The sequence below is a fragment of the Chryseobacterium sp. W4I1 genome, assembly GCF_030816115.1.
Lineage (GTDB): Bacteria > Bacteroidota > Bacteroidia > Flavobacteriales > Weeksellaceae > Chryseobacterium.
Genome location: NZ_JAUSXQ010000001.1, coordinates 3764660 through 3786431, shown reverse-complemented (window position 1 = coordinate 3786431; position 21772 = coordinate 3764660). Strand labels below are relative to the sequence as shown.

Sequence of the window (21772 nt, the reverse complement as noted above, 5' to 3'; positions counted from 1 at the left end):
AAATGATTTTAAAATCAGTATTTATAAGTTAAATTTGCTCTATGAAAAAATATTCTTCCAAGCGAAGTATTCAGATACTTGCCCACCTTCTTCAGCAGTACGGAATTTCAGATGTCATCATTTCTCCAGGGTCCAGGAATGCGCCTTTGGCGATCCATTTTTCGGAAATCGATGCCTTCAACTGTTACAGTATTGTAGATGAAAGGAGTGCCGCTTTTGTAGGAATGGGAATGGCTAAAAGCGAGAAAAAACCTGTGGCTATAACTTGTACCAGCGGTTCGGCTGTGGCTAATTATTATCCGGCTGTTACAGAAGCTTTTTATCAGAATGTTCCACTTTTGATACTGACTGCTGACCGTCCTACAGATTTTGTAGATATTTTTGACGGGCAGACGATCAGACAGAAGGATATTTTTCATCAGCATTCCTATGGTGACTTTCAACTGCTGGAAGATAGCCAGGAAAATGCAGAAGACATTAATTTTGACATCATTAAAAAAGCAATTGAGCTCTGTTTTGAAAAGCAGGGACCGGTGCATATCAATATTCCACTGGAAGAGCCTTTGTATGAACTTGTTTCAGAACTTCCTGCTTTCCCGGCTATTGAAAAAACGATCAGACATAAGGAGTATGAGATACCTTCCAACTTAATTGCAGACTGGCATACCTCCCAAAGAATTATGCTTTTGGTGGGAACTAGGGATTACAGCCCGGAATTGGAGAATCAATTGACGCAGCTTGTGAAAAATCATTCTGTGGTGGTATTGAGTGAAGCGAATTCCAATCTGTATCATGAAAAATTTTTCAGGCATATTGACCGGTACATCTTTAATTTTACAGAAGAAGATTATAAAACCTATGCTCCGGACCTTCTGATCACGATAGGGCAGAATGTGGTCTCTAAGAAAGTAAAACAGTTCCTTAGAAATGCTCGTCCAAAGCAACACTGGCATTTGGATGAAGTGTGGCAGCCGGATACATATTTTTCTCTTACAGAAAAGATAGAGATAAAGCCTGAAGTTTTCTTTTCAAAACTTCTGAAATTCATCAACCTGGAGCCAAGGCCTTACTTTAATCTCTGGGATGTTTTAAGAGATAAAAAGGATGCTAAGCATGAACTTTTCCTGAATAAAGCTGAGTTTTCAGATTTCTATTTCTTTAATAAGGCTTCGCAGACGATTCCGGAAAACTATAATATCCATTTCAGTAATTCTTCAGCAATCAGATATGCCCAGTTATTTGATTTCGGAAAGAAAAGAATATACTGCAACAGAGGAACGAGCGGTATAGATGGTTCTACTTCTACGGCAATGGGTTTTGCCATAAAAAATGCGAATCCAACACTTCTTATTACAGGAGATTTAGGATTTTTCTACGACATCAATGGACTTTGGAATCAATATATTCCACCGTTTGTAAGAATTATTATTTTCAATAACGGTGAAGGAAATATCTTTAAGATCATTCCGGGGCCGGGCAATGCCAATCCCAATACGTTAGATGAATTTATAGCCACTAAGCACCGCAAACATGCTGAACATTTAGCAAAGCATTTCGGATTTTCCTACATTAAAGTGGAGGATGAGCCAACATTGGACAGGGTTCTGGAGAATTTCTTCAAGCCGGATCTGCAGCCTAAAATCCTGGAAGTCAATACTTACGGAAAGAACAGCGCAGATGTTCAGAAGGCTTACTTTGAATTTATGAAAGGAAATTAAAGATCCAGATATTCTTCACTTCCCGGCAGATTGCTAATTCTGTCGATGGGATAAATAAACATATCATCAAAGTCGTTCAGGGCATTGATCAGTTGAAAATGAGAAAACTGTTTAATGTTCTGAAGAGTGACTTCGGTTTCTTTTATTTTCTTGGTTTTCAACAGATTCTGACGCTGTACACCGTTCAGGAGATAAGTAGCAGGCGTAAACCAGTCCTTCCCTTTAAGGAAAAGAATATTAGAAAAAGAAGTATCTGTGATATGATTGTTTTTAACGATAATGATCTCTTCTGCTTTTGATTTCATCTTCATCTTTTCCAGTTCCTTACGGTCTTCAAATTTGAAAGAATAATCAAAACTGTTGTTCTCAACCAGCTGAAAGCTCTGTATCTCAGGAATAGCATATGGAATCATCATGGTCCGGATCCTTTTATCAAGATCGTAGGACAGTCTTAGTTTGAAAAGACCATCTTCATCGTGCTCAAGGCTTTTGAAGATCTTAGACAGATCAATAGAACCCTCTTTTCCGAAATGGGCAAAGGTTTGGTTGACACGTTTCTGATGGAGATCCAAAAGAAAAACTTCCTGATCTTCTACTTTTATGCTTTCAATGAATTGGGACATAGATTTTATTTTTCATTTCCTGATATTCGTCTTCTAACCGGCTCATGTGGGTTATACCGCCTCCGCTTTTAAAATAAAGCTGATTACCTTCTCTTTCAATAAAGCGTATCATAACACAGCTGTCAAGATTTTCTCCATCGAACCAGCCGCATACTCCGGTATAATATCCTCTGTCATATCCTTCTGCGTCTAAGATTATTTCCAGCGTTTTAGGCTTGGGGGCTCCTAGAATTGATCCGGCAGGCAGCAGTTTCTTCATGATACTGCCAACTTTTCCGTTAAATTCAGGTTTTACTGTTCCTGATATTTCAGAACTCATGGCATACAGGTCTTTCTGCTGTGTTTTGATGAGGTCAATATGCTGGAATTGGTCTACTTTTACATCATCCCCCACCATACTGAGATCATTCCGCAGCAGATCTACAACCGTATAATGCTCTGCTTTTTCTTTTTTATCGTTTTTCAAAACTTCAGCTGCGTTTTCCAATGATGCATCAATAGTGCCTTTCATTGGATAAGTTAAAATTTTGCCGTCTATAATCTTTACAAAAGTTTCAGGAGAAAAAAATACAAAAAAATCTTTATAAAACACTTTGTACTTTGCAATTGAATGATAAAAAATTTCTTCAAGGCTCAAATTCGTCCGAACTTCAGTCTTTCTGGTGTAATTGGTCAGGTAAGAATTCCCCAAACGGATATTTTTCTGAACTTTATCAAACCCTATTTTAAAGCTTGTCAATGTTTCCGGAAAGGGTTTCCACTCAATTTTTTTGTTAAGTTCCGGCTTCTGTTTTATGTTTGTATAATTTTGAAAATCAATAATTAAGCCTGATTTTTCAATTTCATTTTCTCTGTAGATTTCTACATTTTCTGCAAGAAAGTCGATCATGAAAAAGTAAGGAACCTTCTGAAGAGAAAGTTCGTCCATTTCCATAAATTTTTGATGATTCACTGAAAACATTCCGCAAAAGTACTTATTGATGATTACTTTTGCATAAAAATTTTTGATGCAGAACAAATATCCTCAGAAACCGGGAATAGATTTTATATTGAAGCAGGCATTTTTCTATTGGAATAAGACATTAGTTTTCCAGTTAATGTTCTCAATCATATTTTTTGCGGTTTTTTTCACTTCTATGTTTTTCTTTGCGGCCAGGTATGGGCTTTGGGAGCAGAACCAGGAACTGGCAGAAGCTTTAAAACAGGGAACCACAGTATACCTGGAAAAATTGAAGGCTCTAGGCGAAACAGAAAATTATCAGATGTTCAGCTTTGCCATTTTAGGAACCAGTATTTTTCTGTATCCGTTAAATCTTGGATTGTTTCAGGTTTTCAGGAAAATAGACCTTAATGAACCCATTGAGTTGGGAGACTTGTTTGCCGGTTACAGAGGGCTTAATTTTTTAAAATATTTGGGTTATTATATATTTTGGGTAATGGTGTATAGATTGACGGTACCCACCCTATTTCTTGCCGTTGTTTGGGTTTGTGTAACAGTATTTGTTGCCCCGCTTATGTTTTTTACCGATAAAAGGATTTTCGAGGCTATTTCCCTAAATTTCCAAGCACTAAAAAAGTATTATATAGAGATATTTGTTTGTGTCATTGTTGCCGTTTTATTTAAATATATTGGGTTTGCATTGCTTTTTATTGGAGGACTTTTTACATTTCCTTTTTGGAATGCCATGATTTACTCACTGTATAAAACCATTTTCTCGGAAAAAAGTTAAATTTTAAATAGGTTTAATATGTTTTTATGCCAAAAAAAGTTAATTTTGGTGAAATCATTAAATATTAAACTATGTCAGAATTTAACGAATTTGACCAGCAAGGGTCCGTTCCAAACAGAGATACAGGATCTATTATTTCGCATTCCTTTGAGATGTATAAAGGCGTTTTCCTTTACGGAATCGTGGCGATGGTAATTTACATGATAGGTGGATTCTTGATCCAGACTATTAGCGGCTTTAATTCAACTTCCATGATGGAGGAGATGAGGGATGCTGGTGGAGATTACTCAAGCTTCAGTTACTGGAACGCACCTGGTTTTTCGCTGTACCTTTCATTATCAGGACTTTTGGGAATCTTACTTGCTCCTTTGTATGTAGGATTAATTTATATTGTTAATAAATACAATACCAAAAGCCAGATCGATTTTGCAGATTTGTTTATCGGATACAAACAGAATTTTGTGAATATCCTGATTTACAGCTTTATTTCAGGAATTATTTGCAGTATTGCGATGGCTTTGTGCTTCTTTCCGTTCATTTTTGTGTATCCTTTCCTTTTATTAGGTTATCCGATTTTATTATTCGAAAACGCATCGGCTACGGAAGCATTAGGGAAATCGTTCAATATTGCTAAAGAAAATTACGGAACGTTTCTTGGTGCTACCTTTTTAGGCGGACTGATTTCTATTGCCGGAATTGTTCTGTGCGGTATCGGAATTATTGTTACAGCACCTTTTATTATGATTGTAATGTACTCCGCTTATTGTGCTTTCTTGGGAAAACCGAGACAAATCGCATTAAAAAAATAAAAATAAAGCTCACAATAGATGATAAATAAGGATAAACAGATAAGTAATGTTGCAATAAAACAGGTTGCCTTGTTGGCCATTATTCTGGTACTTACAGGGCTGGTGTGTTTTAATCTTTCACTGTTTATACCGTCAGTACTTGGTGCTATCACTATTTATGTTGTCTGCAGAAAATATAATTTTTATCTTCAGGAAGAAAAAAAATGGAAGCCATGGCTGTCTGCGCTTGTACTGATGCTGGCCAGTCTTATTATCCTCATTCTTCCGATCTATTTTATTGCTGATCTTCTGATTGATAAATTGGGTAATGCTCAGGCATACATGACTAAATTCAATGTGTTTCTCGATAAAATACATTCGTATGTCTATTCAAAAACCAGTTTTGATATTCTCAGTAAGGAAAATATGGATAAGCTGAAAAATTCTGCGGGAAAATATTCCACATCTGCTCTCAGCGGGACTTTTAACACGCTTACGGTGGTCATGTCCATGTATTTTATTCTTTATTTTATGCTGGAAAGACCAAGACTTTTTGAAAGGATTCTAAGTTCTTCCGCTCCTTTAAAAAGAGCTAATATTTCTTTGATCGGCGATAAGCTTAGAAAACTTATCATGGCCAACGCTATAGGAATTCCTGTAGTAGCAATGGGACAAGGTATTGTAGCACTGATAGGATACTTTATTTTTGGAGCACCAAGTCCGGTCTTGCTGTTTGCACTTACGGCTGCTGCTTCCATGATCCCGGTTGTAGGCGCGGCTATCGTTTATATTCCCGTTTGTATCTTTATGATCGCAGAAGGAAATACCGGACAGGGTCTGGGTCTTGCAGCCTATTGTTTGATCATCGTGGGGCTTACAGATAATCTGCTCCGTTTTACCCTTTTAAAAAAACTGGAAAATATACATCCACTGAATACCGTATTCGGAATTATCATGGGAATGAATCTGTTTGGCTTTATGGGGCTTATTTTCGGGCCTATTCTAATTTCATTCACACTTCTTCTCATACAGGTTTACGGGAATGAGTTCTCAGATGAAGATACACCGCCAGATCTCAAACTGCCGGATAATGATGATGTGGAAGGTAAAATTAATTTAATTGTATAAAGTGGAAGGACTCAATTCAGAAATACTAAAAGAGATTTGCATAGCCAAGATGCCTTTCGGAAAATATGAAGGAACTATTCTTGCAGATCTTCCGGTAAGCTACCTTGAATGGTTTAACAGAAAAGGAATGCCTAAAGGGAAACTGGGAATGCAGCTTTCAACAGTTTATGAAATTAAGCTGAATGGTCTGATGGAGCTCCTTATACCGATCAGGGCTTCTTTAAGATAAGCTGGATCTATTTTTAGAACAAATTTATAGTTTAGGGGCGGCATCTTCGATGCCGCCCCTAAACGTTTTTATAATCGTAAGCTATGCCTTCAAAGCTTCAATTTCATCCCTTAATTTTGCTGCTTTTATAAAGTCAAGATTTTTTGCAGCAGCCTCCATTTCCTTCTGCTTTTGTCCGATTATTTTATCGATATCCTCGCCTCCATAGCTGGCTTTTGTTTCGGCTGCTTTCTGAAGAATCTCCTTTTTGGGTATACTTTGGATCCGGGAAATCTTTGCTTCTTCCGACAAGGTTTTCTGAAATCTTTTTATTTAAAGCTGTTGGAACAAGTCCGTTTGCTTCATTGTGTTGTATTTGTTTATTCCGGCGATATTCCGTTTCATCTAGTGCTGCCTGCATCGATTTTGTTATTTTATCAGCATACATGATCGCTTTTCCGTTTACATTCCTTGCAGCACGTCCTACCGTCTGTATCATTGATCTTCTGCTCCTCAGCATTCCTTCTTTATCAGCATCCAGGATGGCAACCAGGGATACTTCAGGAAGGTCAAGTCCTTCCCTTAAAAGGTTAACTCCGATCAGAACGTCAAATACTCCTAGACGGAGATCCTGCATGATCTGAATACGTTCAAGCGTTTCTACATCCGAGTGAATATATCTTGTTCTGATTCCAAACTTGACAAAATATTTAGTTAGTTCCTCAGCCATCTTTTTAGTTAGAGTAGTCACCAAAACCCTTTCATCGACATCCGATCTTTTTTGGATCTCTTCCATCAGATCATCGATCTGGTTTAGACTTGGTCTTACCTCAATAACGGGATCCAAAAGGCCTGTCGGGCGAATGATCTGTTCAATATAAGCTCCTCCGGTTTTCTCCAGTTCATAATCTGCAGGTGTTGCAGAAACATAAATGACCTGATTTTGCATACCTTCAAACTCCTCAAATTTAAGAGGTCTGTTGTCCATAGCAGCAGGGAGCCTAAAACCGTATTCCACCAAGGCTTCCTTTCTGCTGCGGTCACCACCATACATGGCGTGTACCTGAGGAACAGTAACATGGCTTTCATCAATTACCATTAAGAAATCTTTCGGGAAATAATCGATAAGGCAAAAAGGTCTTGAACCCGGAAGCCTTCCATCTAAATATCTTGAATAGTTCTCAATTCCTGAACAGTAACCCAGTTCCTTGATCATTTCCAGATCAAGTTCAGTTCTTTCCTGTAATCTTTTAGCTTCAAGTGGTTTTTCAATAGAATTAAAGAAGTCTACCTGTTTTACCATATCATCCTGAATACTTCTGATCGCCCCATTCAGGGTTTCTTTTGAAGTTACGAATAGATTGGCAGGGTAAATCTGTATCTGATCAAAACTAGCTTCCACATTTCCTGTTACCGGATCAAAACTCTGGATTTTTTCAATCTCATCCCCAAAAAACTGGATCCTGACTGCATTATCAGCATAAGCTGGAAAAACATCAATTACATCTCCTTTTACACGGAATGTACCTCTCTGGAAATCTCCTAATGTTCTTGAATATAGAGCGTTAACTAGAGAGTGAAGCAGTGAGGTTCTTGTTACTTTTTCCCCTATAGCCAAGGTAATAAGTGACTTGTGAAATTCTGAAGGATTTCCGATACCGTAAATACAGGAAACAGAAGCAACAATCAACACATCTCTTCGGCCCGAAAGTAGGCTGGCTGTTGCAGAAAGACGAAGTTTTTCTACTTCTTCATTGATGCTTAAGTCTTTCTCAATATAAGTTCCGGTAGTTGCAATGTAAGCTTCCGGTTGGTAATAGTCATAGTAACTTACAAAATACTCAACAGCGTTATCCGGAAAGAATTCTTTAAATTCCATAAAGAGCTGAGCTGCTAAAGTTTTATTATGGGCAAGAACCAACGTCGGTCTTTGGACATTCTGTACAACATTGGCTACAGTAAAGGTCTTACCGGAACCGGTGACCCCGAGAAGGGTCTGGTATTTTTCGCCGATCTCAATACCTTCTGTAAGTTTTTGGATCGCCTGAGGCTGGTCGCCTGTTGGCTTATATTCTGAATGAAGATTAAAATTCATAGGAAATGATGTATACAACAAAAATACGAAAGAAATTTTTAGCCTTCATAAAGTATTTGAAGATGAATGTTTTGATAGTAAAATTTTCATCAGGTTGTCAGATATAAAATAAAAAGCGCTAATGATTAGCGCTTTTATCAATTAATCCTATTGAAATGATATGGTTGGGGGCATTTTGTATATTGCTGCTACTGCTTTTCCGTCTTGCAGTATGAGGCATTTCTTCTGTTGTTTTTTCAAAATAACGACGGATCATTAAACTTACTTGATAAGGCTGCGAATAATAATTATGATATACAAATTTTATGGCATTATTTTTCCATTCATTTTTATAACACTAATCACAACGCTATGAAATTCAATTACTTTTACATACCAACACTCACAATTTTTTTACTTCTATCTTCGTGTCAGAAAAACAACGCCAGTGCCCAGGAGACTGGAAGCGACGGCAGTGTGGAAACTGAAAAGCCTAATTCTGATTATAAACCGGCTTTTAAGGGACAGACAAGAATCAAAGCTGTAAAAACTGCAACGGCTTACAATGTGGAAATACTGAACAAAGATCTTGGAAAACCATGGGGGATTATTAATTTTCCGGATGGGAGGTTTCTTATTACAGATAAAAGAGGTCATATGAACGTTGTTTCAACAGACGGTAAACAGGTTTCCAAGATTGAAGGTTTTCCAAAAGTAGATCCGAAAGGGCAGGGTGGCATGCTGGATGTAGCACTTGACCCCGATTTTAAAACCAATAATGTGATCTATTTCAGTTTCTCTGAACCTTTCGGAGAAGGAAATCTGACTTCTGTTGCTAAAGGTAAACTCTCTGCTGATCTGAAGAATATTTCAGAAGTTAAAGTAATTTTCCGGGCAGAACCTTCTTATGACGGAGACAAGCATTATGGCAGCAGGCTTGCATTTGACAAAGACGGGAACTTGTTTGTAAGTACGGGAGAAAGATCAGATAAAGTGACAAGGGTTTATGCTCAGAAGACGGATAATTATTTAGGGAAAATATTAAAAATCACCAAAGATGGAAAGCCGGCTCCCGGAAATCCATTCATTGGTAAGGTTGGATTTAAGCCTGAAATATATGCTTATGGTGTAAGAAATCCCCAGGGAATGGCTATAGATCCGAATGGAACTCTTTGGGACGTTGAAATGGGTCCCCGAGGTGGTGATGAAATCAATCTCATCCAGCCTGGAAAAAATTACGGCTGGGGAGATGTCACTTACGGCATTGAGTATTCAGGAGAAAAGGTTGGGAAAGGAATTACACAAAAAGAAGGGACGGAACAGCCTGTTTATTATTGGGATCCTGTAATTTCTCCAAGTGGAATAACCTTTTATACCGGAAATATCGAAGAATGGAAAGGAAACCTGATTATCGGATGTTTGAGTGGTGAGCACATTAACAGGATTGTAATGAAAGATAATAAAGTAGTAGGAGAAGAGCGTCTTCTTGCTGATCAGAAAGAACGTTTCAGGGATGTTCTGAATGGAATTGACGGTAATCTTTATGCTGTAACCGACAGCGGAAAGCTGTATAAGGTCTCGAAAAAATAAAAAAGTATCCTGCGGTTTTGCAGGATACTTTTTTTAATATCAATAATTTTAAAACTTAAAATTAAGTCTTGCAAAAGCCTGTCTTCCGGCAAAACCCATTTGTACAGGATCAAAGATTCCTCCCGATTCCGTATTGCCATCTACAGCTGCAGTTTGCAGAGTAGGGTAGCGGTTGAATAGATTTTTGCTTCCAATGGTTAAGTTGAAATTTTTAGAGAACTCGTAGCCAAAAGATAAATCGGTGGTTACTTTTGCTCCGTAAAACTGATAATCATCTGCTCCGCCGTAGCCCACAAGCTTTACCTTGTCAAATCTTACCAGCTGAACGTTGACGTTGAAATTATCAATCTTATAATTTAAATTAAGGTTGACTTTAGTCTTTGGAGCTGATGCCAAAACGAAAGCTCGTTCCCTTGCGCTCATAAATATGTCTTCTTTTCCTTCCAGTTTTTCTGGAGCATTTACCTTGGTAATCTCCATTTCGTTGTAATTTCCGGCCAAAGTAGCAGACAGTTTCCCTGAACCGATATTGTCAGTATAACTTAATATAACATCAATACCCTTAGTTCGGGTATCGATCGCATTGGCGAAAAACTGTGCCTGATTGATATGCGGATATTGCATCTGAACAACCTCAGGAAGATCAGTTCGGGCAAAATTACCCGTCAGAACAATTCTGTCTTTTACCTTAATGTAATATCCATCCACTGTTGCTGTAAATTTCCCTGTATTAAAAGTAAAACCGGCACTTCCGTTCAATGAAGTTTCCTGTTTTAACTGTGAGATTCCTGATTTCTGTGCAATCTCACTATCATTGGATGCAAGTTGGATTGTTACCAGATCTCCTCCCTGGAAATTGGTAAATTGTAAACTGTAATATTTCTGTGCAAGAGAAGGCGCTCTGAATCCGGTAGATACGGATCCTCTGAATGCAAACTGGGGTGTTATAGCATATCTCGTTGCAAATTTACCATTCAAGGTACTTCCGAAATCATTATAATTTTCAAATCTTCCGGCTACGCTGATCATCCACTTTTTCGTAATATCCAGTTCAGTGTCTACATAAGCTGCAAAATTGTTTCTGTTTTTATTGACTTCCTGGGAATACCCTGGAAAACCTTGTGAGCCACCAGGTCTTGTGCCTCCCGAAAGAGGATTTGTTACCCACAAGGTTTCAGGAGTATCAGGGGTTACAATATTTCCATTGATGTCATACATTGCATATGATGCTTCTTCTCCCTTGATAATTTCAAACTGTTCATATCTGAATTCAGATCCGAAAGCAATATTTAATCCCTGAAGTACGCTAAACTCTTTTGAAGCATTAAAACCGGTTGTATTTTGTAAAAGTGAGTGTCCGCCCGCATTAAAACTGGTTGGAGATTTTACACCTAATGTAGCGTTAATTGTGTTATCTATCTGGTAAGTGAATCTGTTGCTCCCGAATGCATTATAAAAATCAACATCCCAGTCGGCTACTTTAAATTTCAGCCCGTTGTCAAAAGTGAAATCAGTGATAGTGGTATTTTCGATAGGATTAAAACCATTGGGATACACTTCGGGAATATTTCCGTCAGCATCTGCTGTTCTTGTCCATGCGTATGCATTCGTTTTACGGTATGAAAAGCCCTGGCGGGAATAGAATTTCAATCTGTCAGATAACGGCAGCTCTACATTTCCGAAGAAATATATATTTTGAGACTTTGCATCTCCAAACTTTTCTCTTGGAGATATATAGCCTTTTTCCGGATTTGCATTCCTTATCGTACGGTCTTTATTTATAAATTCAACGGTGAAATTTCCAAAACCGCCTTTATTGCCAATTTTTGTTCCCAGATTTCCGCTGAAATCAAAAGTGGTTCCGTCTATTTTATGATCCGATACCACATCTTTATTTCCAGGGCTTTTAAAGAGGTTCATTCCATAAAAGACATTCCCTTCAAAGCCTTGATTCCGGTCATTTAAAATAACATTGATCACTCCGGCTATGGCATCAGAGCCATACTGGGCAGATGCTCCGTCACGGAGAACTTCAATTCTTTTTATAGCTCCGATTGGAATCGTGTTCATATCAGATCCTGTATTTCCTCTTCCTTTGGTTCCGAAAAGATTGATCAATGATGATTGATGGTATCTTTTCCCGTTCAGTAAGAGGAGTGTCTGATCTGGCCCAAGACCTCGAAGGGTGGCAGGGTCTACCGCATCAGCTCCATCTGACCCCGACTGTTTATTAGAGTTAAAAGAAGGTGCCGCAAACTGCAGAAGCTGATTCACTTCTACCTGACCCGTAGACTGGCTTACCTGCTTGATATCAATAATATCAACAGGAACAGGAGTATTAATGACTGTTCTTTTTTTATTACGGCTGCCGGTAATGGATACTTCATCTATTTTTGACTCTTTGAAAATAGTGTCATTTGTGTTTTGTGAATAAAACATCGATACGGACCCTAAAAAAAGAATACTTGTATATTTTAATTTCATATTTCATATTGGATTTGGTGATTGTTTCAAAAATATTGAAATTTATCCTCAAATCAATATGAAAATAAGCTATTGTGTATGAATTATTGAAATTAAGTTTGTTTTCTGTTGATTTTAGAAAATTATTAGTTAATACTGTTGAAATTATGAAAAATTTTAACTTAAAAACTTTTGATAATCCGGTTAAGCCCTTCCTCCAGAATCTCCTGTGAAGTAGAAAAACAAATCCTGATATGTCCTTCAGCTCCTTTTCCGAACCATCTTTCCGAACCGGGAACAATAGCAACTTTTCCATATTCTAATACATGACGGGTAAATTCATCACTGGTTAAATTATTTTTGATCTTTGGAAATAATACAAAAGTTGCTTCCGGTAGATTCGGACTCAGAATTTCTGATTGATTAAGGATGTTAAAAGCGAGATCCCTGTTATGCTGCAAATGGCTGAGAAATTCTTTGTACCATGGTTTTGCTCTTTCCAAAGCAACACTGCCTGCAATCTGTGATAAAGTGGAAACACCTTCTATGGTAGAGTTAAAATTAGATTTTTCAGTAAAATCTTCAAGAATTTCCTGATCATTACACAAAACGGCGCCAATTCTCAGTCCGGCAATTCCAAATGTTTTTGAAAAACCATACACTGTAAAACTTTTTTTACCGGCCTCGTCTGAAACGGAGGAGTACGTATGAAAATCCTTGTTGTCATAAATAATATCACTCCATATCTCATCACTCATTACCCAAAGATCTTGGGCTGAAGCAATTTCAGCAACCTTTTTCAGTACTTCTTTGGAATAAATTTTTCCCAGTGGATTATGGGGATTGCAAATGCTGATCAGCTTTGTTTTGGATGTGATCAGTTCTACGAGCTTTTTAAAATCAATTTCGCCTGTTGTGTGATCTACGGAGCATAATCTTACTGTGCCACCAGCTGCTTCCACAGATCTTTTGAATAGAAAATCTACAGGATCTAAAATAATAGCTTCGTCTCCCGGTTTTAAAACATAAGATGCCACGAGGAACATTCCCTGAGCGGCACTGTTCACAGCAAGTACATTTTCAGGGGTAAAGTTTCCGTGTTTTTCTGTATTAAAGTGTTCCGCAACATTTTTCTTGAACTCAGGAAGTCCTGAGAACGGGCCGTAGTTCAGATAACCGTCTTTTATATATTCAATGATTCCCTGCTCTATCTCCGGAGCTGTTCTGAAGTCCGGATCTGCAGCCGTAAGGGGAATTATGCCTTCTTCCAATGTTGCCCATCTTCCGTTATAGGCTTTTCTTTTTAAAGCTTCAAAATTAATATCGTTATTACTAAACATTTTCTTTATTTATATGATATGGGTAAAATATTTTCTGTCTGCTGATCAAGTGGTTTTAGGAACTGATCCAGCAGAATCCTTCCGTTCCTGATGTGAATTTCTATTTCCGGTTTCCTTTCGGCTTCATACTTTCTGAAAGCATCGCTGCTGTTTTTTTCTGATGCCAGGTATTGGGTAAGAACGAAAGAGTCTTTCAATGCAGAAGTAACCCCTTGGCTTGTAAAAGGGATCAGTGGATGAGCAGCATCGCCTATAAACACGGTGTTGTCTTTATAAAAAGGATTCAATTTTTCCAATTCATAGACCCTCCATAAGTGTACATTTTCATAATTTGAACCTTTGACAATGGAAGATACCATAGGATCCCAGTCCTTAAAAATTTCAAACATATGGCTTTTCAGACTTTCTACCGAGCTGGTTTCGGAAATTTTGTATTTCTTATTGTCAAACTGGCAATACCATAAAACCGTGTCTTCAGAAAGCTTAAGGATTCCGAAAGTAAGTCCGCCGTCTTCATGGTGGTACTTCATAAAATTATCTTCCAGGCTGGCAGCAATATCTTTACATTTGATAATGTTGACGATTTCGTTTTCCTGGACAGTTTTCATGGTTTCTTCCTGGAAAATTTCTCTTCTGATACGGCTTTTAGAACCATCTGAAACAATTGTCACATCAGAATCTATATAAGTTCCGTCCTGTTTTCTAAGTTTCCCCTTTTGAATAGGGCATGGCATGACTGTTTCTTCATAAGAGATTTTCTCAGCCGGGATATTATGGGCGAGGATATGGATCAAAGCACTTCTTGAAATCACAAAAACATCATTGAGGTCTTTCTGCGCAAGTATTTTTCCATTGTGTGAATACCGGATATATTTCTTTAAGAAATTACCATGCTTAAAAAGTACAGATGGTTCGATGATCTGGGAAAGATAGTCTATTCCCTCCTTTGGAAGCAGAAAGCCATGACCGGTAAGATCATCTTTTTTTCTTCTTTCGTAAATGTGGTAATCTAATTGGTGTTTTTCCAGGTAATTCGCTATGCTTAAGCCGGAGATGCCGGCGCCCACGACAGCAATTTTGTTCATTTCGGAATAATGGATTTTTTCAGTTAGTGTTTCAGTTTATGTCTTTATCTGTTTTAAGATAAGTGCAAATTTAACTCAAATACATTCATTATTTATAAAAAATAAATGAATTCTATTTAAAATTAATAAAATATAAAATGAAATACATATAACATTTCTTTTGTAGTTGTAAAGGGTAAAGTGTTGTTTGGCAATAATATATAATAAAAAAAACCGGGAAATAATCCCGGTTATGTTTATGCTTCTTCAAGCTGTACTGTAAAGTGTCTCAGTAAATCAGGTTCCCAGGTGATTTTATATCCTTTGGAAATTTCTTCCCGTCTTTCATAGACATTTTTGATTGCAGCAGCAATATAATCCATGTGATTGTTCGTGTAGGTTCTTCTAGGAATTGCGAGACGTACCAATTCCAGCTTTGGATAACGGTTTTCTCTTGTCTCAGGATCTCTGTCTGCCAATAACGTTCCGATCTCTACCGTTCTGATTCCGGCTTCCTTGTAGATTTCAAGACCTAAAGTCTGTGCAGGATATTCTGCTCTGGAAACTTTTGGAAGGAAGTTTAGAGAATCAATGAAAACAGCATGTCCCCCGATAGGTTTCTGAACTGGAATTCCATATTCAATCAGTTTGTTTCCAAGATATTCTACCTGGGAGATTCTGCTTTCAAGGTAAGCAAATTCAGTAGCTTCATTCAAGCCGACCGCCAAAGCTGCCATATCTCTTCCGGCCATACCTCCATAAGTAATAAAACCTTCATAGATAATGGTAAAACTAGATGCTTTTCTGAAAATCTCCTCACTGTTTAAGGCAATGAATCCGCCTATATTTACCAAGCCGTCTTTCTTAGAGCTCATCGTCATTCCATCTCCGTAAGAGAAAATCTCTTTGCAGATCTCTTTGATGCTTCTGTTCTCCTGTCCCGACTCTCTCTTTTTGATGAAATAGGCGTTTTCGGCGAATCTTGCAGAGTCAAAGAAAACAGGAATTCCATAACGATCAGAAAGCTCTTTAACCGCTTTCATATTCTCTAAAGAAACGGGCTGTCCTCCTGAAGAATTACAGGTAATCGTGATCAGACAGAAAGGGATATTTTCTTTTGGATGACTTTTATAAATTTCTTCCAATTTTTCAAGATTGATATTTCCTTTGAAAGGATGAAGATCATTAATGTCAAAAGCTTCGTCGATGGTACAGTCTATTGCGTGTGCTTTTCTGAACTCGATATGGCCTTTTGTAGTATCGAAATGAGAGTTTCCGGGAACTACATTACCTTCTTTTACCAAAACTGAGAAAAGAACGTTTTCCGCAGCTCTTCCCTGGTGGGTAGGCAATAAATATTTAAATCCGGTGATTGTTTCAACGGTATTCTGAAGCTGTTCAAAAGAACGTGATCCTGCATAGCTTTCGTCCCCGGTCATTAATGCGCCCCACTGTCTGTCAGACATTGCCCCTGTTCCGGAATCGGTAAGAAGATCGATGAATACCTGTGATGATTTCAGGTTGAAAAGGTTATAATTAGCTTCTTTAAGCCACTGCTCTCTTTCTTCTCTTGTAGACTGGTAGATTTCCTCCACCATTTTGATACGGAATGGTTCCGCGTACGGTAATTTCATGCGTTAAAATATTTTTTTAGATTGTTTGTAAAGAAAATTGGTTTGAAATTAATTTCAAATTCATCATTGTATATTTAAAGGAAACAGAAGAATTTACTCCGGAGCTTTAAATATATTGTCGTCAGAATGGAACCCGGCAACACCGCCGCTTACGGCAAACTTCATAGCAGAAGCTGCAGTCATTCCCACAACGGGTTTGATGTTTTTTTCTTCAGTAACAATTACCCATCCTGAAATAGCATAGGAATGGGGCAGATATACCGCAACGTAATTGTGCTTGTCAACGTCTGACATCTCTTTTTGAGTCAAAAACCCAATTCTCCAGATCTCTGGGTTTTCATTGGTTTTTACCCAGACGGGATCGTTGAATTTCTTTTTATCTCCTACAAATGAGGACATAACATCTTTTGTAGGTGTATAGATGTGTTTTACTCCAGGGGTTTTTTCCAGAACCCTGTCCATTGTATCGAAAAAGAATTTCCCCACGACAAACTTATTACCTAAATATCCAAGGATGGCAGTGATCAGGATAGTCGAAACGAAAACGAGCCCCGGAATTTCCTTTGCAACAGAAGGAATAATATTATCAATAGCACTGACAATATACCAGATTACAAAGATCGTTAACCCAATAGGGCCAATAATGACCAGTCCCTGAAAGAAATTTTTCAGAAAAAAATTGGCAATGTTTTCGAAGGTCGGTTTTTTCAACGTGGATTTTTACTTTTTTATTTTAACCGTGAATTGTTTCTTTGTTTCCGTAAGATTTGATGATGCTGGCTTCATATTCCAGCCATTCTTCCCAGCGTTTGTTTACTTTCTCGATATCGCCTAACTGTCTTGCAAAACCTATAAAAGTTGTATAGTGATTGGCTTCTGAAATCATTAATTCCTTGTAAAAAATTTTAAGTTCTTCATCTTTAATGTTTTCGGTAAGAACTTTAAACCTTTCGCAGCTTCTTGCTTCGATCATGGCCGCAAAAAGCAGTTTATCAACAATAAGATCTTCCCTACTTCCCTGAACGACAAATTTAGCCAGTTCGTTTACATAATCATCTTTTCTTGCTTTTCCGAAAACGTATCCTCTTTTCTTAATAATTTCGTGCACCTGGCTGAAATGGTCAAGCTCTTCCTGCGCAATGGCAATAAGTTCTGTTATAATTTCAGGATGTTCCGGGAGCATATTGATCAAGCTGATGGCATTTGTTGTGGCCTTCTGCTCACACCATGCATGATCCGTTAAAATTTCTCCTATGTTTCCTTCTGCAATATTTGCCCACCTTGGATCGGTAGGAAGTTTCAACTTAAACATGTTTTGAATTTTTTGTAAAATTAAAATAAATTGCGGTAATAAAGATTATTTTATTTCAAATTGACTCTTAAACTGTTAAGAAGCTGTTTTCTTTCTTAAAAACTCCAAAATTTTCCAACCGAGGTCGTCTACTTTTTTTAATCCTGCTGCTATGATAAAGGCGAGAATAATATTAATAATGTAAATGAAGATCATTAAAATCCACCAAGGTATGTCCTCCTTTAATGCAACTACGATAAAATAGACCAGTGACGAGCTGATTCCCTGTGCAAAGTAAAAGAAGATGGCATTTTTCCCGATATAGGTAACAAAATTCTCTTTTGAGATCTTCAATCTATTATAGAGCACAAATAGTGTGGTGAGCGAAAATAAAGACCAAATAATATAAGGAACCTTCGGAGGGAATTTATTTTTGTTGATCTTGTAAAATATTTCGCTTCCATAATACCAGAACATCCACATTAAAGCTGCTGCCACGATGGCGTATAAAACAGGAATAATCCTTGTGGGAATTTTTTTTCCCCGCATTCTGTTGGCAATTAAAAAGATGGCCAAATAGAAAGCAACATACCCAACCTGGCCTGCAGGATAGTATTCAGGATAAATATTGAAGATTAAGGTTAATGCAAGGCAAAGTCCAATGAACCAATTGACATGTTTTGGAAAGAACCTTAAGATCAATACCCCAAAAACAGCCAGAATGAAATATACTTTCAGATACCAGAAACTTCCCATGACTACAGGGAAGGTGTCTGCATTGGTATATTGATGAAGATACCAGTTTCCTAAATTCTGCCATTGAGGAATATCAGAAACTCCCGTTGCTGCATATTTTGATCCGAAAGTTGAATAAAAGCCCTGGAGCCACTCCATAGAAAAGAACGTTAATCCAAAAATTTTAAAAAAGTAATCCAAAAAGAAGAGTAAGGTTACAAAGATCATATAGGTGATCTGAAGTTTTAGTAAACGGTAAAATGTTTTTTCAATGTTTGATCCTGAGGTGATTCCGCTCAGTGCATAGAAAAGCGCTACATCAAATACCAAAGAAAATACTCTTACCTCTGCGGGTATATAAAACTGTCCCGACCAGAAAGCGGTGTGGATAAATATGATGGAAAGGGTGGCCATTCCCTTGGCAAAATCAATGTAGAGATCTCTATTCATTATGTAAGATAAGCTTCAAAAATAAATAAACTTTGGGATATTCAGAAAAAAAAGAGACAGGACATTGCTGCCTGTCTCCTTTGTTAAATATGCTAAAAATGAATGTTTATTTAAGTTGTTTAAATTCTTCAGCAGAAATTTCTCCGGTCTGGATTTTTCTAAGTTCATCCATATACTTGCTCATATAAGCATCGATCTCAGGGTTTGCAGAGTTTTTACCCATTTTATAAGTGCCATTTAATACACCTTGATAATAATAGAAGAAATTATAATCAAAGTCTGATGCATTAAGGTCATACTGTCCCAAAAGGAAGCCTAAACGTACAGCAGACCTTCTTTGTGGAGGAGTTCCATGATGGTTATAGCTGCTGGTCTGGTAATCCCCGATGCTCTGTGCAAATTCATAAGCTGCTGCGATCTCGGAAAAGTTGGTTTTGTTATAACCGTTTGGTCTCCTAAGGTAATATCCTGCAAAACCATCAGCTTCAAGCTCGTTTGGTCTTGCTGTAGATTCACTTACAGAAGGAAGATTGAAAATGTACTGAAGCTGATGTCCATATTCATGAGCAAGAATCATCGCATTAACGATATCCCCTCCTTTATTCTTGGCATCAGCATAAATAGCGTAACCGTAATAAATTTTACCTGAAGAATAAGAGATAGCATTGTACGTAGAACCTGGATTTGTTGGGTCATCTACAAAACGAAGCGTAGGATTGCTTCTTCCCCACAAACTTGCAATTTTGGTCATTTGCGCATTCATGAAGTTAGTGTCTGCGGTGTTCGCCAGTCCGGTTTTTAATACGGAATTGGAGCTCCAATTCTGATCTACATAGGAACAAATTTTTTCAATTTCTCCCGGCTGCTCGATCTTTGAGCTTTCAGATTGAGATTCAGGAAGAACAGATTCTTCCATTTTGTCATCACGGCACGCTGTCAGTGAGAATGCAGCGATGGCTCCTGCTAATAAGCAGAATTTGAAGTTTCTTTTCATATAAAATATTTTTTGGTGATAACGAAGGTATAAAATTATATCTTAAGTGTGAGCACTTTAACATAAAAAATTATTCAAAACATAGTGAAATGAATTTTTGTCATGTTTTTGCTAAAAAATACAGAACTGATTGTAAGGTATTTAGAAATTTATTCATATATTTGCACCTCGAAATAACTAAAAATTTATAAACAATGTTTGCAATTGTAGAAATAGCAGGGCTTCAATACAAAGTTGAGCAAGACCAGAAGTTGTTTGTAAACCGTTTGAAAGGAGAAAAAGGAGACAAAGTTTCTTTTGATAAAATTCTTCTTACTGTAAACGGTTCAATCACTGTTGGCGCCCCAGCTGTAAGCGGAATCACTGTAGATGCAGAGATTCTAGACCATGTAAAAGCTGATAAAGTAATCGTTTTCAAAAAGAAAAGGAGAAAAGGTTATCAGGTTAAGAACGGTCACAGACAATCTTTAACTCAAATTAAAATCACTGGTATCACTGGTTTTGAAGGAGGTTCTAAGAAAGCTGCTAAAAAAGAAACTGTGAAAGCTGAAGTTCTTTCAGACAACGCAACTGTTAACTTTGGTGAAGATCACGAGCTGAACTATCACTTGAAGAAAAACAACTTGTCTCAGTCTAAAGAAAACAGAGAAACTTTAATTACTTTAGGTAAAGCAGTTAAAGTTGAATTAGAAAAGAATATTCTTACTCACGAAGAAGTAGATGCTGCTATCGTTAAGAATATCGATCAATTTAAAGCACTTAACAAATAATCCAGTAATAAAATGGCACACAAGAAAGGAGTCGGTAGTTCCAAGAACGGTAGAGAGTCTCACTCTAAGAGATTAGGTGTGAAGATTTTCGGAGGACAAGATGCTATTGCCGGAAATATTATTATCAGACAGAGAGGTACACAACACCACCCAGGTGAAAACGTGGGAATGGGTAAAGACCATACTTTGTTTGCATTAGTAGACGGTAAAGTAGTTTTCAGAAAGAAAGCAAACAACAGATCTTTCGTATCTGTAGAAGCGAACGCATAATTTAAGCGTTTTATAAAAATCAAAACCTCAGCATTAGCTGAGGTTTTTTTTATGCATATTTCCAGGTGAAAATATTTTGTTTAATATCTAATGATAGTGAAATATTGTTATATTTGTTAACTATCAAATAACAAATCATTTGCGGAAGCCGAAAAGCATATAGAGTAGGCAACACATTAAAACAAACTACTATGAAAAATTTAAAAAAATTAACGAAGAAGAACCTTAAAAACATCAATGGTGGTGCGGAAAGATGCCCTCCTTTGGCTAATTGGTGTTCCGAATGGTGTGCCTGGACTGCATGGCAGCAGACACACTGCTTGAATGCAGTGCTTGATCCTATGCCTTGCAACTGTTAGTCATTTCTTTAAAATCAAATTATTACCAATTAAAACAAATTATTATGAAAAATCTAAGAAAATTATCAAAAAAGCAATTGAGAACAATTGATGGGGGAGCATTAGCATGCCCTCCTCCTGCAACCACTTGTGGCGAGTGGTGCTCTTGGACTGCCCAACAGAGACTTAGATGTCCTAACATGATTATAGATCCTGATCCATGCGGATGTTAAAAATAAGTTATTGAAAAATGACCTCGGCATCAGCTGAGGTTTTTTTGTAGGTACTTTTCAGGGTGAAAATATTTTGAGAATATTCCATTTATGGTGAAATATTAAATATATTTGTTAACTATCAAATAACAAATCATTTACGGAAGCCGAAAACATTAGAGTAGACAACAAATTAAAAAACAGAAAATAATATGAAAAACCTGAAAAAGCTAACAAAAAAGAATCTTAAACAAATTAATGGTGGAGGGCTATGTCCTCCAAATCCAATTACGTCGTGTGATATCTGGTGCGGAATGACACCATTACAAAAAATGCGTTGTCTGCTGTATGT

Annotated in this window: 18 protein-coding genes and 1 pseudogene; 8 read left to right on the top strand and 11 right to left on the bottom strand. The window is 37.3% G+C overall.

The window, feature by feature from the left end; genetic code table 11:
- Nucleotides 1-41: 41 nt before the first annotated feature.
- On the top strand, nt 42-1718 hold the full coding sequence (gene menD, locus QF044_RS17580; RefSeq protein WP_307270062.1) for a 2-succinyl-5-enolpyruvyl-6-hydroxy-3-cyclohexene-1-carboxylic-acid synthase: 1677 nt from the start codon (nt 42-44) through the stop codon (nt 1716-1718).
- On the opposite strand, the gene QF044_RS17575 is transcribed toward menD, so the two are convergent.
- Entirely contained in the window at nt 1715-2341 is a 627-nt protein-coding gene (locus QF044_RS17575) for an aminotransferase class IV (RefSeq protein WP_307270060.1), read from the bottom strand. The two genes, menD and QF044_RS17575, sit on opposite strands and share 4 nt — an antisense overlap.
- Nucleotides 2325-3302, bottom strand: coding sequence for an aminodeoxychorismate synthase component I (locus tag QF044_RS17570; protein ID WP_307270057.1), 978 nt, complete (start codon nt 3300-3302; stop codon nt 2325-2327). Before QF044_RS17570 ends, QF044_RS17575 begins: the two co-directional genes overlap by 17 nt.
- 46 nt (nt 3303-3348) lie before the next feature.
- Between QF044_RS17570 and QF044_RS17565 the strand changes: the two genes are divergently transcribed.
- The 4 genes from QF044_RS17565 to QF044_RS17550 all read left to right on the top strand — a co-directional run bounded on the left by QF044_RS17565 (nt 3349) and on the right by QF044_RS17550 (nt 6216).
- Nucleotides 3349-4071 carry a hypothetical protein gene (locus QF044_RS17565; RefSeq protein ID WP_307270054.1) on the top strand — a complete coding sequence of 241 codons (723 nt, stop codon included), beginning with the start codon at nt 3349-3351 and terminating at the stop codon, nt 4069-4071.
- A gap of 71 nt (nt 4072-4142) precedes the next feature.
- Entirely contained in the window at nt 4143-4880 is a 738-nt protein-coding gene (locus QF044_RS17560; protein ID WP_307270053.1) for a beta-carotene 15,15'-monooxygenase, read from the top strand.
- 18 nt (nt 4881-4898) lie between these two features.
- A complete protein-coding gene (locus tag QF044_RS17555) occupies nt 4899-5987 on the top strand; it encodes an AI-2E family transporter (RefSeq protein ID WP_307270051.1) in 1089 nt (362 codons plus the stop codon).
- A gap of 1 nt (nt 5988) precedes the next feature.
- Nucleotides 5989-6216: a DUF3820 family protein gene (locus tag QF044_RS17550; protein ID WP_307270048.1), complete on the top strand. Its 228-nt coding sequence runs from the start codon at nt 5989-5991 to the stop codon at nt 6214-6216.
- Nucleotides 6217-6297: 81 nt separating this feature from the next.
- Here the strand turns inward: QF044_RS17550 and uvrB are convergent.
- Nucleotides 6298-8290 (bottom strand): annotated as a pseudogene (gene uvrB, locus QF044_RS17545) (excinuclease ABC subunit UvrB).
- Between the two features lie 351 nt (nt 8291-8641).
- On the opposite strand from uvrB, the gene QF044_RS17540 reads away from it, so the two are divergent.
- Nucleotides 8642-9859, top strand: coding sequence for a PQQ-dependent sugar dehydrogenase (locus QF044_RS17540; RefSeq protein ID WP_307270045.1), 1218 nt, complete (start codon nt 8642-8644; stop codon nt 9857-9859).
- 48 nt (nt 9860-9907) lie between these two features.
- Here QF044_RS17540 and QF044_RS17535 read toward each other — a convergent pair whose 3' ends face one another.
- The 8 genes from QF044_RS17535 to QF044_RS17500 all read right to left on the bottom strand — a co-directional run bounded on the left by QF044_RS17535 (nt 9908) and on the right by QF044_RS17500 (nt 19830).
- Nucleotides 9908-12343 carry a TonB-dependent siderophore receptor gene (locus tag QF044_RS17535; RefSeq protein WP_307270043.1) on the bottom strand — a complete coding sequence of 812 codons (2436 nt, stop codon included), beginning with the start codon at nt 12341-12343 and terminating at the stop codon, nt 9908-9910.
- Nucleotides 12344-12504: 161 nt separating this feature from the next.
- Entirely contained in the window at nt 12505-13662 is a 1158-nt protein-coding gene (locus QF044_RS17530; protein WP_307270041.1) for a pyridoxal phosphate-dependent aminotransferase, read from the bottom strand.
- Between the two features lie 5 nt (nt 13663-13667).
- Nucleotides 13668-14747 carry an NAD(P)/FAD-dependent oxidoreductase gene (locus tag QF044_RS17525; protein ID WP_307270038.1) on the bottom strand — a complete coding sequence of 360 codons (1080 nt, stop codon included), beginning with the start codon at nt 14745-14747 and terminating at the stop codon, nt 13668-13670.
- Between the two features lie 236 nt (nt 14748-14983).
- Complete coding sequence (locus QF044_RS17520) at nt 14984-16360, bottom strand: tryptophanase (protein WP_307270036.1); 1377 nt, start codon at nt 16358-16360, stop codon at nt 14984-14986.
- 93 nt (nt 16361-16453) lie between these two features.
- Complete coding sequence (locus tag QF044_RS17515; RefSeq protein ID WP_307270034.1) at nt 16454-17071, bottom strand: DUF502 domain-containing protein; 618 nt, start codon at nt 17069-17071, stop codon at nt 16454-16456.
- A gap of 22 nt (nt 17072-17093) precedes the next feature.
- Nucleotides 17094-17672, bottom strand: a complete 579-nt coding sequence (locus QF044_RS17510) for a tRNA-(ms[2]io[6]A)-hydroxylase (protein WP_307270032.1) — start codon at nt 17670-17672, stop codon at nt 17094-17096.
- Nucleotides 17673-17747: 75 nt separating this feature from the next.
- On the bottom strand, nt 17748-18836 hold the full coding sequence (locus tag QF044_RS17505; protein ID WP_307270029.1) for an acyltransferase family protein: 1089 nt from the start codon (nt 18834-18836) through the stop codon (nt 17748-17750).
- Between the two features lie 106 nt (nt 18837-18942).
- Complete coding sequence (locus QF044_RS17500) at nt 18943-19830, bottom strand: metalloprotease (RefSeq protein ID WP_307270027.1); 888 nt, start codon at nt 19828-19830, stop codon at nt 18943-18945.
- 194 nt (nt 19831-20024) lie between these two features.
- Here QF044_RS17500 and rplU point away from each other — a divergent pair, with 194 nt between their 5' ends.
- Both rplU and rpmA read left to right on the top strand, forming a co-directional pair.
- Nucleotides 20025-20600, top strand: a complete 576-nt coding sequence (gene rplU, locus QF044_RS17495) for a 50S ribosomal protein L21 (RefSeq protein WP_307270023.1) — start codon at nt 20025-20027, stop codon at nt 20598-20600.
- A 12-nt stretch (nt 20601-20612) separates the two neighbouring features.
- The gene (rpmA, locus tag QF044_RS17490; RefSeq protein WP_034740002.1) at nt 20613-20870 is read left to right on the top strand and encodes a 50S ribosomal protein L27; all 258 of its coding nucleotides are present in this window, start codon (nt 20613-20615) and stop codon (nt 20868-20870) included.
- Nucleotides 20871-21772 lie beyond the last annotated feature (902 nt).

What these genes read in the sequence shown, in the direction of transcription:
- QF044_RS17510 (WP_307270032.1), bottom strand. Translation starts at nt 17,672, where the DNA reads ATGTTTAAGTTGAAACTTCCTACCGATCCAAGGTGGGCAAATATTGCA.
- QF044_RS17500 (WP_307270027.1), bottom strand. Translation starts at nt 19,830, where the DNA reads ATGAAAAGAAACTTCAAATTCTGCTTATTAGCAGGAGCCATCGCTGCA.
- rpmA (WP_034740002.1), top strand. Translation starts at nt 20,613, where the DNA reads ATGGCACACAAGAAAGGAGTCGGTAGTTCCAAGAACGGTAGAGAGTCT.
- QF044_RS17505 (WP_307270029.1), bottom strand. Translation starts at nt 18,836, where the DNA reads ATGAATAGAGATCTCTACATTGATTTTGCCAAGGGAATGGCCACCCTT.
- QF044_RS17560 (WP_307270053.1), top strand. Translation starts at nt 4,143, where the DNA reads ATGTCAGAATTTAACGAATTTGACCAGCAAGGGTCCGTTCCAAACAGA.
- menD (WP_307270062.1), top strand. Translation starts at nt 42, where the DNA reads ATGAAAAAATATTCTTCCAAGCGAAGTATTCAGATACTTGCCCACCTT.
- QF044_RS17530 (WP_307270041.1), bottom strand. Translation starts at nt 13,662, where the DNA reads ATGTTTAGTAATAACGATATTAATTTTGAAGCTTTAAAAAGAAAAGCC.
- QF044_RS17565 (WP_307270054.1), top strand. Translation starts at nt 3,349, where the DNA reads ATGCAGAACAAATATCCTCAGAAACCGGGAATAGATTTTATATTGAAG.
- QF044_RS17570 (WP_307270057.1), bottom strand. Translation starts at nt 3,302, where the DNA reads ATGTTTTCAGTGAATCATCAAAAATTTATGGAAATGGACGAACTTTCT.
- QF044_RS17555 (WP_307270051.1), top strand. Translation starts at nt 4,899, where the DNA reads ATGATAAATAAGGATAAACAGATAAGTAATGTTGCAATAAAACAGGTT.
- QF044_RS17525 (WP_307270038.1), bottom strand. Translation starts at nt 14,747, where the DNA reads ATGAACAAAATTGCTGTCGTGGGCGCCGGCATCTCCGGCTTAAGCATA.
- QF044_RS17535 (WP_307270043.1), bottom strand. Translation starts at nt 12,343, where the DNA reads ATGAAATTAAAATATACAAGTATTCTTTTTTTAGGGTCCGTATCGATG.
- QF044_RS17575 (WP_307270060.1), bottom strand. Translation starts at nt 2,341, where the DNA reads ATGTCCCAATTCATTGAAAGCATAAAAGTAGAAGATCAGGAAGTTTTT.
- QF044_RS17540 (WP_307270045.1), top strand. Translation starts at nt 8,642, where the DNA reads ATGAAATTCAATTACTTTTACATACCAACACTCACAATTTTTTTACTT.
- rplU (WP_307270023.1), top strand. Translation starts at nt 20,025, where the DNA reads ATGTTTGCAATTGTAGAAATAGCAGGGCTTCAATACAAAGTTGAGCAA.
- QF044_RS17520 (WP_307270036.1), bottom strand. Translation starts at nt 16,360, where the DNA reads ATGAAATTACCGTACGCGGAACCATTCCGTATCAAAATGGTGGAGGAA.